Below are 17,168 nucleotides of genomic sequence, written 5' to 3' on the forward strand. Positions count from 1 at the left end.
CTATGACACAACAAATCGATCGTGATGCTATTATTGCACAGCGTATTATTGACTCAACAACATCAGTAACAAAAACAGTTTTCCCAGGCCGTACAAATCACCATAACACACTATTTGGTGGGGACGCGTTAGCTTGGATGGATGAAGTCGCCTTTATTGCAGCAACCCGTTTTTGTCGTAAGCCACTTGTAACGATTTCGTCTGACCGTGTTGATTTTAAAGAGGCTATTCCGGCAGGTACATTCGCCGAGCTAATTTCAAAAGTTGTTCACGTTGGCAATACCAGCCTTAAAGTAGACGTAGAAATCTTTTTAGAAAGAATGCATAAAGATGACAAGCATTTAGCTATTTCAGGTAGCTTCACGTTTGTAGCTGTTGATGATAACCACAGACCAACACCGGTAGTTTGCGATAAGATGATCAACGGTTTCGAATAATACTTACTATAAGTTTTAAATAAATTAAGTACCTTCGGGTGCTTAATTTATTAGATATAAAGAACACATCATACTTTATTTTTTAAAGTTAACTTTGGCAACTGTAAAAATAATTTAAGAAAGTGTGTACAAGGGATAGATATATGAGGGAGTTCTTTCTTTTTATTATTGAGAATAGTTTAGTGTAGCCCCATAAAAAGAAGCTACACTGTTTATCTATTTACAAAACCATTGCCGCAACCCAGCCAGCAATAAGTAGCGGAATATTAAAGTGGATAAAAGTAGGTACCACTGAATCCCAAATATGGTCATGTTGACCATCTGCATTTAGGCCAGATGTTGGCCCAAGTGTTGAGTCAGAAGCAGGGGAGCCAGCATCACCTAAAGCGCCCGCTGTACCAACCAGTGCAGCCGTTGCCATTACCGAAAAATTAAGTTCCATGCAAAGTGGTACAAATAGGGTGGCTATAATTGGCACTGTTGAAAACGAGCTACCAATACCCATGGTTATTAAGAGTCCAACCAATAAAATCAATGCGGCTGCAAGGGGTTTGTTACCTTCAATCATAGCCGCTGCTGAGCTGACTAACGAAGTTACATCACCCGTTGCTTTCATCACAGAAGCAAAGCCTTGTGCTGAGATCATAATAAAGCCAATCATCGCCATCATCGCGATGCCTTTACTAAATACATCGCCGTTTTGCTCAAGCTTTACAACACCAAGCAAGGTAAATATGGCCACTCCAACGAGGCCGCCTAAGATCATTGAGCCACTGATATTTTGCGCCACTAAAGAGCAAAGTACAGCGGTAATGCCAACTACCAGTACCTTTTTAGGCTGTTCTATGAGCACCTCTTGTTGTGGCTCTGTTAAGCTATGAGACTCATAACTGCGGCGCTTTCGATAGCTAATAAATACCGCAACCAATAAACCAAATAACATCCCGATGGCTGGAATTATCATTGCCATGGGGACTTGAGTATTAACGATATCTAAGCCATTTTCAGTGAGGTTTTTGTGCAAAATGGAATATAAGTAAATCCCACCAAAACCATAAGGTAACACCATATAAGAAGTGGCTAATCCGAAGGTTAAAATACATGCTATAGCACGTCTATCAAGGCGCAACTTGTTAAACACAATCAGTAATGGCGGAATAAGTATTGGGATAAAGGCTATATGGACAGGTATTAAATTTTGCGATGAAATCGCACAGAGTAAAATAATACTTAAAATAAGGTAACTAAGCGTAGTTTCGCCTTTATGACTATTCTCGTTTACTTGCTTAAGTAACTTAGACGCTAAAATACGTGTTAAACCCGACTTAGAAATAGCAACCGCAAACGCACCTAACATCGCATAGCTAAGCGCTATTTCAGCACCGCCCGATAAGCCATCATTGAATGCATTAACAGTTTCAGTTAAACCAAGACCAGCGGTCAGACCCGCAACAATAGCACTCACTGTCATCGCGACAATGACATTAATTCGACAAAGCGTTAAAACCAGCATCAACATAACGCCGACAATTACTGCATTCATATTGTTCTCTATTTGGCTGTTTTGAGAGAGTTTAACAGAACTCGCACACGGTTTTTGCGATTTTGAGTATATGATTGTTGTTGATAGCGTACTTCGATGATTATTTGCTCAAATTCGTTTAAAAAAGGCTTCACTGCGGGCTTTTGCTGTTTGATCAAAGCAATATTTTGTAGTGGTGTGTTGGTAGAAACAGGCGAGACACCTTGCTTTTTAGCCCACTGATAAAGCCAAGTAATGTCATCAACCAATGGTTCACTACTTTGTACTGGGCGCTTGCTATATAAAAAATAGCCTGTAAAGCTCAGTAATAAAGTACCTAACACAACTAATGGCGTTAGCCATGCTGAATTATTACCAAACAGTGAATCAAATAAACTTTGCTGCGATGCTTGGTCAAACGTAAGCACCCAGTTAGTCCATTTATAGTCGAGCTCTTCAAGCTGAATACGCAGCCAGTTTATTGCTTTAAAATGGCTCCAGCGCTTTAAACCAAAATTAAGATTGTTGTTAAAACTTTCATTTAAATCACCAAGCTGTGATAACGAACCATTTAAACGCTCCGGGGCAACAACAGCGGTAGCATCAAATATGTGCCACTTTTCATCGAAGAACACTTCAACCCACGCATGCGCATCATATTGATAAATGTTGAGCGTAGTGGCTTTAGTTTGTTCGCCCCCTAAATAACCCGACACAACTCGGGCAGGGTAACCGGCAACACGAAACATAAATGCGGCCGTGCTTGCATAATGACCACAAAAACCACGTTTGGTATCAAATACAAACTGGTCTAACGTATTATCACCATACATTGGCGTTGGTGTTAATGTGTAAGCAAACTGCTGCTGATTAAAGTAATTAAGTAATGCGTTAAAGTAACTTTGTGCATTATCATGCTCAGCAGCCAGCTGATTTGCCAGCACCGTCGTTTGTGGGTTAGTCATTTTAGGTAAGCGGGTGTATAAACGTTTTTCAAAGGCATTCAGGCTCAGCGAAGCTTGGCTACTCGTTACCGCATATTTAATGTTTTTGTTTAAGTTACCTTTGCGTTTTAACAAACCATTGTAAGTAGAGTGCACATCTGAATTAGCACTTTGTGCAAAGCCAAGGGCAAATAACCAATTTGAAGATGAGGGCTCTGCAATAACATGATAATCAATGCTATTACTACGGCTAATGGTGTGGCGAATAGGGTTAAATTGTTTAGATTTTAAAATGTCCGATATTAACCATTCACTGCCATTAAACTCATCATGAATGAGGCTTCGCCAATAATAGGGGGCGTGTAAAGTTTGCCCTGGCTGTTGTTCTACCCGAAAAACCAAATCATCAGACTCAGCTAATTTAGCAATCGAAAAGGGGTTCACTTGTTCTGATAAGCCAGTTTTCGCAAGCTTTGGCCCAGGTAGCTGCCAAAATGCTGGTATTTTAGGTAAAAACAAAATCAAAAATGCTGCTATGGGTAAGGCTAGTAATATTGTTTTAAAACTCTGCTTGTTAGCGGCCTTAAAGCTTTGCGGACTGGTTAAGTAGCCAAGTACTGCGAAGTTAACAATATAGAGTACACTCACAATCAAGGTTTCGAACAGCCCTTGATGAAATAAATACACAGTTGAAAGGTTAAAAAACACTAGTAAACAAACGGTTTGATACTGTTTAATTGTTTTTGCTTGTAGCAATTTAAAGCTGCTAGCAAGTAGCATCATGGATACAAACAACTTTACCGTATCGCTCACACCAACAAGAACAAATAAGGCTATTAAGCTAACTGCAGCCAAAATATTCGCGACCAATCCATTTAGTTTTTTATAAAACTTACTTAAAAACAGGTTTAAAAAGCTTAAGCCAGCCAATATGGCTAAAAATAGAGTAGGGACTTCGGTAAACAAAAAACCACTGATAACAATAAAAAGCAGTGATAAAACAGTATTTATAAGCGGGGTATTCATAATTAAAACTCCGCCAAAGCTTGTAAGCAGGCTCTTTGATGGTGAACTCCTAAGCCTTTTGCAATGTGTTTATTAGGCAAGGTTAACGAAAACGCCATGTGTTGATCGGTTAATTGGTTTACCAAAAAGCATAATTGGCTTAAACGATGTTCGTTATTGCCAGTTAACATATTGAAATTAAGCGCTAATTCCTGTGATGCATCACTGGTAAACTCTTTCGTTAATAGCTGCTGAGTTTTAGCGTAGTGTTTCCACGATACTTTATTCAGTGCTGTACCTTGCACAAACGGTGTAAGCTGATAAAAGTCATCATTACCGGCTTTAACTTGTGCGTTATCGCCATCATGTTCGTCATTTTCATGGAGTTGAGTATCAAGCTTTTCTGATGTAATTGGTTGTGGGTAAACAAAAACGGTACTTATTGGCTCTATATAACTCCAAACAGATACTAAACCAAATGGAAAATGACTAATAATTTTAATTCTATCAAAGTCATAAGCACCACGATCGCTACATTTAAGTGCTATTTCAACTGTTTTTGTCTCTTTGCTTTGCAGTGACACAGTTTCAGATTCAACGTTTTTATTAACGAGTTTTACTAGTTCACAGTGTGATTTAGCTTGAACTTGAAAACGCGCGAAAGGGGCTTTTGGCGCATAACTTTCATTAACAAATAGGTAGTTAACTGACAAACCTCTAACGTTTTTATAGCCGGTCAGTATCGTAAACACCAAAACAACCACCATTAAATACGCCATGGCTAAAATTAGGTTGTTTTGATAGTTAATACCCATCACAAAATTAAGCAGCGCAATCAGTAAAAACTGCCCGCCAAGTTTAGAGGGTAATACATAAATTGTTTTATGCTTAAGTTCAATTTCGTTGGTTCTATGTTTGCTTTTTAATAACTTATTAAAAATTGACTGACGAAATTGCTCAATAAAAGCAGGGCACTTAAACATGTTTTATAAGCTTACTGGCACATGTTTAAGTGCAAACCCGCTATCACCAGCGTTTAAACCAAGCCTGTGATCGGTCACGCTAGGGAAAACCGCTTGCACATCTTCAGGTAGCACAAAATCACGGCCTTCAATATACGCCCATGACTTTGCAGCACGGGCAAGCGCAATACTGGCTCTTGGTGATAATGGGTTTACAAAGTGGTTATCTTGGCGAGTAAACGCAACTAGCTCAAGTATATAGTCAACAACCGCATTACTTATCGTTACCGTATTAATTTCTTTTTGGATAACAGCAAGTTGACCAGGATTAATACGAACGGGCAAGTCATCGTAGTTACGGTTGTTTAACCCTAAAATGAGATTTTTTTCAGCGTGTTTGTCAGGAAAACCTAAACTAATACGCATAAAAAAGCGATCTAATTGCGACTCAGGTAAAGGATAAGTGCCTGATTGATGCACTGGATTTTGAGTAGCAATCACAAAAAATGGTGATGGTAGGGCGTGCTTAACAGAATCTACCGTCACTTGTTTTTCTTCCATTGCTTCTAACAGTGCACTTTGCGTTTTAGGACCAGCACGATTAATTTCATCGCCTAAAACAACTTGGCTAAATACAGGGCCTTGATGAAATGAAAAGCTATGCTCTTTGGCATCAAAGATGTTTGTACCAAGTATGTCAGAGGGTAATAAATCGCTGGTGAATTGAATTCGCTGATACGATAAGCCAAGAACAGCCGCAAGTGCATGAGATAACGTGGTTTTTCCCATACCTGGTAAATCTTCAATTAACAGGTGGCCTTCACTAAATAAACACGTTAGGGCGAGTTTTATTTGTTGTTGCTTACCGAAAATAACCGTTGATAGGTCATCTATAACGAGTTGGATTGTCGAATTCATAAACTACTTAATTTGTTATGGTTTCCATCAATTCTAGACGTTTCATAACAGAGTCGACTTTTTTTGCGTTGAATGGTTTGGCGATAAAACCTTTAGCACCGAGTTCCCAGGTGTTTTGAACATTCTCAAGACTGTTATGGCCAGAGCACATAACAACATGTGTATGTGGGTGGTGGTCGTTTAAGTATTCAAGAATTTCCGTACCATCAGTATTAGGTAGCTCAATATCAAGAAAGATAACGTTCGGTGACTTTTCTTCGATAACAGTTTTAGCTGATTCAAAATCTCGACTTTCTAAAATATCTTCAAAGCCAAGACCAGTCAAAATTTGGTTTAGATAATCTCTGATGTCTTGCATATCATCAATTATCAAAATAGGTTCCAACGGCTTCACAAATTCCATATTGTTACATCTTATCGTTACATCTCAAGTTGATAGTTTTAATATAAGTCATGAGATAAGTAAGCTCAAGAAACAGACACTAATAAAATGAATAATACGATAAAACAATAGTAAAATGTCCGATACCGTCTAGTATTGGACTTAGTGTACGCAGAGGATGGGTTGAGCTATGCTTAAATAGTTAACTTCCTATAATTTATATTACATAGATAATAAGAAAGGGCAAAAAGCCCTTTTTTCAATGGTTTACATCAGAAAGTAGTTGACAAAATGACCTGAATTTCAAGTAAGATCATTTATTTTCTGAAATATAAAGCTCTAACTTATTCAAAGCCAAATGAAATTCATATAAATGGATATGTAAGATATATAAACTATCATTGGGCATCAGCATATCCTTGAAGTTATAACCATCAATAGCTTGCATTAGCTCTGAAGATTTAATCTTATAGAGTATACTTATATGCTCACTATCTAAATGTGATGAAATAAGCATTAAGCTATTTATGTCACGCTCTATTTCATTACAAGTAAAAGTTATAAATTCAACCCAATTCATATACCTACCTTGACCAAAAATCATATAAGGTGAATTTGAATTTACTTTGATTTTCGAAAGCGTTTTGGATAAATATTCTTCGGTTATATTTGATAAAGTCTCATCTGTGTGAAACTGTATCGTGCGTTCATATTGAAGCTTGCTATCATTCTGGTGAAATGCGTCGAAAAGATTTCGATACTTATTAGATATACCATTACTACAACCTATTACCAATGGCCGTAAGTTTTTTTTATCCTTATTTGACTTTAAATGAACGACAATAAAGTAAAATAAGTAACTGGGGATTATAGAGAAGGATAAGCGAAAGAGTAGATCTTCAAAATTTTGCCCCCAAGAAAAATACAAAGGTATTTTATGCGACATAAAAGTGATAAAAAATACAATAATAACAGCACAAAAAAATATAATATTTAATAAGTAACTTTTCGGTAAATATGTAGGTTTCATTTAACTTCCTGTTTTTTCTGATATGTCTCCAATAATATCTAGTAATTGATTCTGTAGGTCAATCAAATACTTATCATTGTTAGAAGTCTGTTTTTTAAGGTTCTGATACATTTGCTCTGATTTTTTAGCAGACCATTTGTAACGATGGACTAATTGTACATCAGATGGTTTAACCTTTCCCCAAGGCGTAAGCAATAGATTATCCTCTCTTGAAATTCTACATTCTGACCACGGGCCAGTTAGGGGCATATAGCCTCGATACATAATTTCGACTAGCTTTTCTATTGGCTTGGTTGCTTTGTTAGCCTTTAAATATCTCCTTACTTGTCGTTCACTTACTCCGAGTTCTTTAGCTCCTTTTGCGTAGTCATATCCGAATAGCGTAACGAACTGCAATTTAAAGTTGCTCATTGTGATTTACTCCTTTTGTTAAAAATCACAATGCACACTCGGTATCGGTGTAAGTGGTTTCGCTCCCCCCCTATTAGTATATGGGGGGAGGGTGTTTCCCTCGGCTGCTGTGCCGTCCTTAACTCAGCATGGTTTATCAGAAGGCAATCAACTTTTTTCAAAGACAGACTAGGGCAGTGAGTGCGATTGGCTTTCTCACTGGATTGATACCTGACCCTAATAAACAGCCTATAAAATGGAAATGGATTCTCGATGAAATGGTGATTTTCTGGAATGTATAACATGGCTACGCCATCCTCAGAGAAACGAAGAAGCAGGGGACGTGGGTTGTTTTAACGTGAATGAAATAACGCATTGTTTTAAGCACACAAGGCAGAGGCTCGAAGCTCGCCTTTCTGCCTTTGTGTTGCTTGTTAAAACTGTCTTAGGAAAATGTTCCTGTCAGAAAACTTTAGGATTGGTAAATCTTCTGTTAGGTAGATTGAGTAACCAATTTTCTCTAAGTAGTTTGAGCTAAGTGTTATGACTTCTGGCTCTGCGATAATTTCTGATTTTTCGGTTTGATTCTCATCATTACCGATAATGGATGTGCTTTGCCGTTCAACGTTTTTACCAGTGACGCAGTTAATGTAATGTTCGACAGTGACGACACCGTGATTTTTCTTGAGCACATAACCACCATATTCATAGTCATCACATATTTCATTTAAGGGGTGCTCAAACTTTTGCGGCTTATACGTTAAATCTAATTTTGGTTTAGCAATGGGTTGTTCTGGTTGCTGTTTTACATCAGCGTTTGTTGATTCTGGTGTACTGTCTGTGACAGGTTCGTCTGAGCCAACAATCCCTAAGTTAACAAAAAGGGTATAAACAACATAGATTAATAAAGGGATAGCAAGCAGAAACAAAAAAGCTTTTGGTGGTAATTTAAATTTAGCGGTATGTTCATCAGCAGACCAATAAACACCATAAAAGCTTGAATCCCTGCGCATCATTTTAGATGAGCACTTATCTAAGTCTCCCTTATAGTCAGTATTAAACTGCTTATCACGTTGAAAGCGCGTAATAGCTGAGCCGCCCATCGGTCTAAAATAGTGAATATGGGAGTTGGTACACTTTTGGATAACGTTATCTAAAAAGGTGTAGTGTTGTGTAACAAGGTGAATATCGACACCTGAATGCCTATGTTTTTGGAACTGGGTATAGTGTTTAGGTCGTTTGGCGCTGTTGGCCATAGGTGGAAAATAGTCTTGGCATTCATCAAACACGCTAATTGAACCATTAGGTAGTTCATACCACTGTGTAGGGTCATCCGTTTTAGTCCAGTGGTAATTAAGCAACTTGATGGATTCAATTGTTGGCTCTTCGGATTCATCAATGTAAGTATCCAAAGCCACTAAATTTTGCTTTGGGTAGCAGTTCCGACACCACGTTACGAATAAATTTATAACTGCCCGTTCATCATAAAGCTTAAATTGTGGTGCCAACCAAGGCACATCAACTAGTTCAACCAATTTATCTTGCTCATGGGCGTGTTTAATAATTTTAGAGTACCGGTGCCCTTTTTTTGTCTGCTGAACAGTAGGGTAAAACACACCATAAAACCAACCAGAAAAACTATTACAAAAATCCAAATCAAGCAAAAAGCACTTGATATTGTTATAAAACTTTTCCTTTTGTGTGACAGATGAATCTTCACAAATTTCTTTCAGTGTATTTAATGTTTTGCCCGCACCAGGCACGCCTGTTCGTAAATAAATCATGCGTTAGGTGCTCCCATTTTCATCTTAGTAACCGAGCCAGCCGACGTTAACCCGCGAATAGTTAAAGCAGCTGCGTAAGCACCCATCATAAAACCGAGGGCTTCATCTAATTTTGCATAGTTGAATACAGCGAGCACCTCAACTGGTAATGTCGAGGAGTTAGCAACTATCAAGTTAAATAGATAATCGATACCAAATGAACCAAGTTCATAGGTCACGTAACCAAAACCAAGGCCAACAAGAACTTTAGAAACTAAACTAGGGAGTAACGTCGCAAGCGCTGCAAAAAATGCTTGAATTAAAAATGGCATTAGACTGACCTCACAATAATAGCGGCACTATGGATTAATGAACTAAGCACAATCAAACCAGATAGAGCCTGTAAAAAATAAATGATGTAATGGAAGCTAAAACAAGCGGTGTAACCAGTGGTTAGGGTGATACATTTTTCTTGTGGTAACTCTGCATCAGGTAGCCAGTTTTGATATTTTTGGGCGTACTGCTCTAGGTTCTTGGTTTCATGGGGTAGTTCAACACCATCACCAGAGCCAATACCCGCACATTCTTCAATTGTGCCTTCACAATCTTGACCGCCAATATTACCGTTACCTGTGCCATTGCCACCGCCTCCACCGCCACCCGTTTCAATGCCGTTAACCGCGTCGATTAGCTCATTGAATTTACCCACAGTCACTGCGTGTAATTTTTCGTCTTTGTTGGTTTGAAGCAGAATGGCCGTATCGATACTTTCCATGACATTGAGAAAAGCTTTAGCGTTTTTAGTATCAGCATCAATTTTCTTATTGTGTAATTCGTTGTCGTTATCGATTTGACGATTAATACTGTTTTCAATCTCTGTTTCGACATTTTTTAAGTTACAACTCGTATCACCTTCGGCGCAGGTTTCTTTTGGTTTTTCCGGTGTATCATCCTCATTCACTTTAGAGTCATCATTATTGTGTGGGTCTGGTTCTGGCGTGGTTGGATTGGCGTCAGGACAAGATAATAACGTGACGTCACCGTTTGTGGCCGTGGTGCAATTTCCTGTGTCACCTTCATCAGCAAGCTTTTTGTTATCGTAAGGTTTGTCACCACAAGCAGCACCTTGACTGGTACCGACCGCATATTTAGATGAGGATATTTGAGAAGCGTTAACGGTAAAAGCACACCCATCATTGCAATACATGCCGCCGCCATTAAACGGAACACCGCCCGTCATCGGTGTTGATGATAGGTTTTCACCTGAACCCGCAGGAGGGCATTGTTTTGGTACGCACTCAGTTGAACCAAGTTGTTGAGATACTTTTTTAGAGTGATAACCCGCAGGGCAATCTTTGGCAACAAGCTCTTTTGCGCATTGATTATCAACTCTAATTGTGTGCTCTGGATAGTTATCAGGAGGGCAAAAATAAGTTTCTTCGCCACCAATATTTGCAGCATAGAGATTGAGTTTGGATTCAGATTCAGAGTCAGGCGTAGAGGGGTCATCAAAAACAGTTAGTCTATTTTGATAACCCTCAACTCTACCGTTTTCTAACCTACAAAAAGTATCCTTATAATATGTAGTGTAATAACCCCCGCGAACCTCTCTTTGTGGTACTTGGGAAACGGCTAATTCACATGACGCTAAATCATTTTCTGATTTTGTTGGACCACAAACCTTTGTTGTACCATCGTAAGATGTACCCGCGCGATAATAACCAGAGCAAGGAACAGTATCTAGTTTTGCAGGGACTAGCGTGTCTAAATCTGGCTCACTGGCAGAAACAAAAAAGGCGCTCATTAGCGCCAATATAAATATTAGTATTCGCATCATTGCGCCTTAGTTTTAATCATCGAAAAGGATATAAAGTGCTAAAAGTCCTGAGACGATTAGCACCGTGTCTAATGTGATGAACATTAGCTAAATGACATACCTTTAATCCACTTCCAACCAATAGCAACAAAGGCACAAAGCAGCATAACGCCACCAATTAAATTGGCGTTATCGGTAAAGAACGTTTGAAAGCTGGTTGTTGCAGCAGTTACTTCGGCAGCCGCTTCAGCATGAGCAGCACCAGCGGCAAATGCAGAGGTTACGACTAATCCAGCTTTAGCGAGTTTACTTTTTAAAATGTTTTTCATGGTTAAGTTCCTTATCTATTCCAAACCATTTTGTTTAATTTCTTCCAACCATAAGCAGTAAGAAGAACGACGATGATTGACGGAGCAACTTCACTTTTGAAGGTGTCCCAATCAAGCGGAACGGGAAGGGGTGTTGCCACAACTTCCAATTCCACTGGAAACTGTTTCTCTACAGGCGCGACGGGACAAATAGCGATGTATTTGTTGTCACTCATGGTTAGCCTGCATATTTCACATCAGATACCACGTTACGCGACATATTCTCAGGGTCAGGTTGTAGCGTTAAATCAACCTCACAAATACCGTGTTGGTCTAAGATGTTTTTAAACTTTTGATACAAAGATTGTTCATCAAGGATATTTAATGACTTAGGTTCAAAGCCGCATTTCTGGATTTGGTGGTCACCTTGGATAAAGTCCTTTTCAGGTACTAAGTAGCTGATAGACGAGAACGCATAGTGCTTTGGTGCACCTGTTTTTTGTGAAATGCCTTTACCATTTGCGGCAGATAATAAGGTTACTTTCATTGGGCTAACTCCATTTGATTGGGTGGTGATATACAGGCCTGATTAATAGAGTCGGGGATATCCCACGGATTAAGGCCTTTTGTTAATTGATTAATGATTTCGTTGTCAGGTAGTTGTTTTACATGACGTAAGAAATTGAGGTACTTGCCGTAAGACTGGGCACAATAACGCTCTAATCTTTCAGCAACAAAAATTCCGCCTACTTTGGGTTTACGTGTTGTTGTTTTTATTTCAAAACGCTTGCCAGTAACAAATTCAAAAGCAGGATAGGCGGCAGCAAAAACAGCGTCAGTATTAAGTAAAGCGTCCAGTGATATGACTCGGTCAATACTCCTAAGCTCAAGCTCAGCGCGAACCCAATTAGGTTGAGTTTCACTTTGCATTTGCTTGCCTTTTTCATAAATACGCGCCATTTTTCCATTTTTGCGACTTCCTACATACAGGGTATTACCGCCATTGGCCACGCAGTCATAACGCTTTTGCCAACCGTGTTTTTTCTTAAACTCAGCTTGTTGCTCATTAGATAATTTTTGCAATTCGCCCGTTTGTATCCATGAGAAAGAGGGCGCTTGATTGGTTTTACAAAAGCCGCCTTCTTCTAAGTTTTGGAAGTAATTTAGAACAGATTTTTCGCCGTCATAGTCATCATAGGCAATATCTAAACGGGTGATTTTGACGTTTGGCATTTTCTTTAACATGGCGTGAAGTTTCGGTATATCCAAACCCGCACAACCGGCACCCGAAAATGACACCATCACGCCGCCATTGTTCGCACCCCAAGCAACCACGCCTGAGTTCACATCATGACGGTAAAGGGTGGCTGATTTTTCATAGGTATACATACCGCCTGAGTTATGGCGATAAGACCAGCTTAAATCATCTGATGTTAGGCGGTCAGCAGCGGTCGCAACTTCGGTGTTTAGAAGGTGCATAAACTTAGTTATGTCACCTTCAATCAATGAGTTAAGTGTTTTATAACGTTTTGTTTTACGTACCACATTCTTAAAAAAGTGCGCCCGTTCTTCACTTGGGATAGCATCAACAGAGCCGTAGATTTTGTAACGCGGGTTGTTCTCAAACAGCTGGTCATAGTAGTAATCAGAGTCATAAACAACGGCTTCGTTAACATCAACTTCTAAATCGTCAGTGGCGTGTTGGTCGAATAATTCAGCACAAAGCATGGCGTTATAGGCTTCTTTGTAGGAGCCAAAGTCACCTTTACCAAATGCAATTTTGGCGTCAAAGCGAAGACGGGCGATTTCGTCAGGGCAAAAAACAACGGTTAAGTAGTCGATTTTGGTTAACTGGTTAGAAGTCTGGGTCATAGTCAAATGCTCCAGAGTCGAACAGTTCTTGCCAGTTTGAATCATCAACGTCGATGATTTCGAAAGGTTCTCCACTTGCATAATCAATGCAAAAAGCCATTGCTTCAGCGCGTGACGAATACATAAGCGGGTGCTCGATTTTGTTAAAACCGAGTGCGTATTCATCCATGCCAGCAATGTATTGGAGATAGAATTTCAAAACCATATTCCTTGTTAAAGTCCGATACTATTCAGTATTGGACATTGTATTGATATTGCAGTTCACATAAAGGTGAACTTTCGTGAACTCTAGTTCATAATATTGCGAACTGTCAAGTTATTAATTCACAAAGAAGTGGACTAAAATGTTTTAAGGCTATGGAGGAAATATGAATTTCAGCTACGAACTAATAGAAAAATACAAAGAATACAAAGGCTACACGCAAGATAAGCAAGTTGTATCAGATCTAGAATCTATGACTAAAGGAAGTCTTAGTGATATTAAAAAATCAAAAAGACACCTAACAGCTAATCAATGTATTTTTATGTGTAAAGAAATGGGAATCGACTTTAAACCAGCTTTGATAGAACTGGCTAAAGAGAAGTCCAAAACTAAGGAAGAAGCAGAAGCATGGACAGAAGTTGCAAAAAAGATTAGCGCTGCATGTGTAGCAGGGTTATTGCTAATTACGGCATCTATCACCCAAGTTCAAGGGCCGCTTAAGCGGATACGTCATAGCCTATAATTTATATTATGTTAAATACTCTATTTTGTGTCATATTGTCGGTGTTTCCTCGTTCGTTTTAAATCTGTATCCTACACTCCGTTTTTATAAGTTTTCTGTTTTTGGCTATCAATCTATAAAACTAATTGAAAATACAATTATCAATCTAAAAAAATCATCAAACATTCCTCCGCGCAGACGCAACAACATAACAACGTCAATGGATTTAAATGGAAATGACTGATTTTAAACAACTGCTATTTAGAGCTGGATTTATGAATTTCGGCAAACTTGATCGCCGCGCAGCTATGGATTTTTTGTTAATTAAGTCTGAACGCACACTTGAACGCTGGATTTCAACAAACAACCCTTTTCCACGTGCGATTGCAATGCTTGAATCACGTATTAACGGGAGTTTTACGTTTCATAGGTCTTGGGATGGTTTTTTCATATGTCGGGATGGATATTTGTGGACGCCTCCTCAAAACAATTGGTAATGACTTAATTAAAATGGGCGATCAACTAGCCCTCAAGGATATTGTTTTAAAATACGGTAACAAAAAAACTGCTTAGGCCTTGCCGCGCTTTTGATAGCGCGGTTTTTCTATTGTGCTATTTTGGACGTTTGGCTTTAACTCTTCTTTGCCCCTTACCTTGTTAGATCAAATATTCAATCATAGTATTCTGGTTTGATTTCGCTATATCTGAGCTTTTGCATGAGAAAAAAGCAAGACCTGAATTTAACAACGAAAAGAAAGGAGCTTGTTAGTCCCTTTCTTTTATTTAATGGTATCCCATTTGTTCATATTCATTTGTTCTTTAAAGTTTGTACTTCTCCAAAAATCAGTCCATTGATTAACTTGGTGAGCTTCATATGCAGTATTAACAATATATCGGAGTTCATCAGCTGTTTGACCTCCTGTAATTTCACTTAACCGTGTGAAATATTTGTGCTGCTCAGCTCTAAGGAATAGTTCATAACCAGCTCTATAGCCTGAGTACAAGAGCGTTCTGGGATACCATCTGGTACTTTGTATGAAAGACATCAGCAAAATCAGGAGGTCTGCTTGTTTGATATCATCAAAAGGTAAATCTTGTCTATCTGCTTGCCTGTTCACTAACTCGGCTTCTGGGGAAATTAAGTTTTTCTGTTCAGGAGCAAGGGCTGATTGAAGAACATCACAACTTCCATAAAAAGTATCGAATGGTTCGAAAGAGACATCGCCGTATCGGTCAACCTCAGGAATGATATAGTTGCTGGTCAATACTTCATGAAGAACTTTGTAAGCACCAATCTTTATGAGGGCCGCGACAGCATATAAAAAAGTTTCGTAAGCAAAAAATTTGTGAGCCTGAAACCATGCAACATTCCATACGTTCAACTCCCTTGGTCGGGATGCTAACCCTCGCACACTCTCTAGTGTGGTGATAACAAAATCAGTCATCTCTTCTGGCTGAGTTATTTTGCCTTCAAGAAGAATCCAATCACATAGGTAATTCCTTACAGGCTTGAGTTTTCCGCAATCATCTAGAATTTTCTGAGGTAGGTCTTTTAGCTCAGGTTGTTCCCGAACTCTTAGTGCATCAGCATACACCATACAAGAATCAATGAAGTCTTGCCTGAACATTGATAATCCCTTCTTGTCCTGAACCAAGGCTTGCTTGAAGGACTCGAATTTAGCAGCAATTGGGCTGGTAGGAAGTGACTTGTCGCTGGTGATGTATGTAGGAGCTTTACCTTTTTTAGGTTTTACGTGTGCAGGCTTCCCATAAAGAAGTCGTACCAATTGTTCCCAGTTCTCATTAACTAGCTCCGGAGTGGAAAAGTTAATCCCTATTCTAGAGTCCATGAATACAGGGACTATCGGCTCTCCGTCATCATCGAACTCACACAGAATAGGTATAAATTTACTTTGCTGTACTTTTTTATAGACTTCGCTAGAAATAATCTGTGACTCTGTACCAACGCCAGCAACTTTAGCATTTGCCTTCTCAGTATATTTAGAGTCGCATACAACTAGCACATGAGTTACGCTGTTGTCCGTTACCATGCTTTCCATGAACGCGTATTTGTTATCACCTTCATTCAAGTCATAGATATCTAAGATTACGTCTATACCATCAGCAATCAATCTATCAGCCCAATACTTGACCATTTCTTGATGATGACTACTAGACCAACTATATGAGATAAAAATCTTAGGTTCTTGCATAAACTCACCTTATTAACCAGACAACATATATGTAGCATATTACATTGAAACCAACCTCGTAACTAACAAAAACTATGGACTTGATCTACACCATCAAAACTAGACATTGAGTTTGAAGGCTTTGCTATACCTGTTGTTGTTCATAAATTGCTAATTTAGCAAATACACTGACAAACTTTTGTCCAAAAAAGTGTTTGACCGGGCTCCCCTGCTCGCTCACAACCGACTGTTAGATGAAATTTAAATCTATTTATTGATTACACCCAACTCTTAAAATTTCCCAAAAAAGGCCGCGATTAAGCGGCCTTTTTTATTGTTGTTCCATCTGGGGTAACGATGTCTCCACCTTTGATATACCGAAAGCCTTTTTTTAGTTTTCCATTTTCAAAAGCGTTTTTATATTCATCCTGCATGACAGGCTTTTTAACGATAGTTCTTCGCTTGTGGTACATAATGAGCCTTGTTTATTTTAGTGAGTTAACTGTTGGAGCATCGACTAAGCCATTTAAAAGCGGGTAATACTTAGGTTTAAGCCGTAAATATGGGTCGAAAATTTCCTCTATTAAATCGCCGTTATCATCGTGTTTTAGGTATATGGCTTTTAACCAAACCTTATCAATGACCTTGTAATTACTGTCTAGCTTATCAGAGTTTAAATAAAACTCACTGTTTGGGCTTTTAATGTAATGACTGCCATTAACGATAAATTGCACTTCTGCAAGTGCTTTGGCAACTGGCCGAGTAAGTGTTGTAACTTCAAGTTTGATCCACACACTTTCGTGGAAAGACCGCAGCACGAAAAAAATTACCACTGCTGAAAATGGTGTAATGGAAGATGTTTTGCCACGGCTAATCCTGTTGATTGGGGCTGAGTCGTTATTCGATGAATAACGATGGGAATT

20 protein-coding genes are annotated in these 17,168 nt (G+C 38.9%); 3 read left to right on the forward strand and 17 right to left on the reverse strand.

The genetic code is table 11. From position 1 onward, the window contains the following. Positions 1-2 precede the first annotated feature (2 nt). Entirely contained in the window at positions 3-437 is a 435-nt protein-coding gene (locus L0Z67_RS08400) for an acyl-CoA thioesterase (protein ID WP_062569076.1), read from the forward strand. Between the two features lie 220 nt (positions 438-657). Here the strand turns inward: L0Z67_RS08400 and L0Z67_RS08405 are convergent, their stop codons facing one another. The 15 genes from L0Z67_RS08405 to L0Z67_RS08475 all read right to left on the reverse strand — a co-directional run bounded on the left by L0Z67_RS08405 (position 658) and on the right by L0Z67_RS08475 (position 13,548). Beyond that, positions 658-1,980 (reverse strand): Na+/H+ antiporter family protein, encoded by a 1,323-nt coding sequence (locus L0Z67_RS08405; protein ID WP_062569077.1) that lies wholly within the window; start codon positions 1,978-1,980, stop codon positions 658-660. 8 nt (positions 1,981-1,988) lie between these two features. Further along, entirely contained in the window at positions 1,989-3,929 is a 1,941-nt protein-coding gene (locus L0Z67_RS08410) for a transglutaminaseTgpA domain-containing protein (RefSeq protein ID WP_405127832.1), read from the reverse strand. Positions 3,930-3,931: 2 nt separating this feature from the next. Further along, a complete protein-coding gene (locus L0Z67_RS08415) occupies positions 3,932-4,891 on the reverse strand; it encodes a DUF58 domain-containing protein (protein WP_062569079.1) in 960 nt (319 codons plus the stop codon). A gap of 3 nt (positions 4,892-4,894) precedes the next feature. Further along, positions 4,895-5,788 (reverse strand): MoxR family ATPase, encoded by an 894-nt coding sequence (locus tag L0Z67_RS08420; RefSeq protein ID WP_062569080.1) that lies wholly within the window; start codon positions 5,786-5,788, stop codon positions 4,895-4,897. 7 nt (positions 5,789-5,795) lie between these two features. Continuing rightward, positions 5,796-6,191: a response regulator gene (locus L0Z67_RS08425; RefSeq protein WP_062569081.1), complete on the reverse strand. Its 396-nt coding sequence runs from the start codon at positions 6,189-6,191 to the stop codon at positions 5,796-5,798. 292 nt (positions 6,192-6,483) lie between these two features. Beyond that, positions 6,484-7,200, reverse strand: coding sequence for a hypothetical protein (locus L0Z67_RS08430; protein ID WP_405127833.1), 717 nt, complete (start codon positions 7,198-7,200; stop codon positions 6,484-6,486). Continuing rightward, on the reverse strand, positions 7,201-7,611 hold the full coding sequence (locus L0Z67_RS08435) for a hypothetical protein (protein ID WP_405127834.1): 411 nt from the start codon (positions 7,609-7,611) through the stop codon (positions 7,201-7,203). A gap of 413 nt (positions 7,612-8,024) precedes the next feature. Continuing rightward, entirely contained in the window at positions 8,025-9,374 is a 1,350-nt protein-coding gene (locus L0Z67_RS08440; RefSeq protein WP_405127835.1) for a zonular occludens toxin domain-containing protein, read from the reverse strand. After that, positions 9,371-9,685, reverse strand: coding sequence for a DUF2523 family protein (locus L0Z67_RS08445; protein WP_062567884.1), 315 nt, complete (start codon positions 9,683-9,685; stop codon positions 9,371-9,373). The genes L0Z67_RS08440 and L0Z67_RS08445 overlap by 4 nt, the downstream gene beginning before the upstream one ends. Beyond that, positions 9,685-11,157, reverse strand: coding sequence for a hypothetical protein (locus L0Z67_RS08450; protein WP_405127836.1), 1,473 nt, complete (start codon positions 11,155-11,157; stop codon positions 9,685-9,687). Before L0Z67_RS08450 ends, L0Z67_RS08445 begins: the two co-directional genes overlap by 1 nt. 116 nt (positions 11,158-11,273) lie before the next feature. Continuing rightward, positions 11,274-11,498 carry a hypothetical protein gene (locus L0Z67_RS08455; RefSeq protein WP_062567882.1) on the reverse strand — a complete coding sequence of 75 codons (225 nt, stop codon included), beginning with the start codon at positions 11,496-11,498 and terminating at the stop codon, positions 11,274-11,276. Between the two features lie 11 nt (positions 11,499-11,509). Further along, positions 11,510-11,713, reverse strand: a complete 204-nt coding sequence (locus L0Z67_RS08460; protein ID WP_405127837.1) for a hypothetical protein — start codon at positions 11,711-11,713, stop codon at positions 11,510-11,512. A gap of 2 nt (positions 11,714-11,715) precedes the next feature. Beyond that, the gene (locus tag L0Z67_RS08465; protein WP_405127838.1) at positions 11,716-12,024 is read right to left on the reverse strand and encodes a hypothetical protein; all 309 of its coding nucleotides are present in this window, start codon (positions 12,022-12,024) and stop codon (positions 11,716-11,718) included. Continuing rightward, positions 12,021-13,349, reverse strand: coding sequence for a replication initiation factor domain-containing protein (locus L0Z67_RS08470; RefSeq protein ID WP_405127839.1), 1,329 nt, complete (start codon positions 13,347-13,349; stop codon positions 12,021-12,023). The genes L0Z67_RS08465 and L0Z67_RS08470 overlap by 4 nt, the downstream gene beginning before the upstream one ends. Continuing rightward, positions 13,333-13,548, reverse strand: a complete 216-nt coding sequence (locus L0Z67_RS08475; protein ID WP_405127840.1) for a hypothetical protein — start codon at positions 13,546-13,548, stop codon at positions 13,333-13,335. Before L0Z67_RS08475 ends, L0Z67_RS08470 begins: the two co-directional genes overlap by 17 nt. A 169-nt stretch (positions 13,549-13,717) precedes the next feature. Between L0Z67_RS08475 and L0Z67_RS08480 the strand changes: the two genes are divergently transcribed. Further along, a complete protein-coding gene (locus tag L0Z67_RS08480; RefSeq protein ID WP_405127841.1) occupies positions 13,718-14,074 on the forward strand; it encodes a DUF3693 domain-containing protein in 357 nt (118 codons plus the stop codon). Positions 14,075-14,283: 209 nt separating this feature from the next. After that, complete coding sequence (locus tag L0Z67_RS08485; RefSeq protein WP_405127842.1) at positions 14,284-14,550, forward strand: hypothetical protein; 267 nt, start codon at positions 14,284-14,286, stop codon at positions 14,548-14,550. A 282-nt stretch (positions 14,551-14,832) separates the two neighbouring features. Here the strand turns inward: L0Z67_RS08485 and L0Z67_RS08490 are convergent, their stop codons facing one another. Beyond that, entirely contained in the window at positions 14,833-16,266 is a 1,434-nt protein-coding gene (locus L0Z67_RS08490) for an SEFIR domain-containing protein (RefSeq protein ID WP_405127843.1), read from the reverse strand. A gap of 464 nt (positions 16,267-16,730) precedes the next feature. After that, positions 16,731-17,063: a hypothetical protein gene (locus tag L0Z67_RS08495; protein ID WP_405127844.1), complete on the reverse strand. Its 333-nt coding sequence runs from the start codon at positions 17,061-17,063 to the stop codon at positions 16,731-16,733. Positions 17,064-17,168 lie beyond the last annotated feature (105 nt).

This window comes from Pseudoalteromonas sp. PB2-1, from assembly GCF_045040605.1.
GTDB classification, from domain to species: domain Bacteria; phylum Pseudomonadota; class Gammaproteobacteria; order Enterobacterales; family Alteromonadaceae; genus Pseudoalteromonas; species Pseudoalteromonas arabiensis.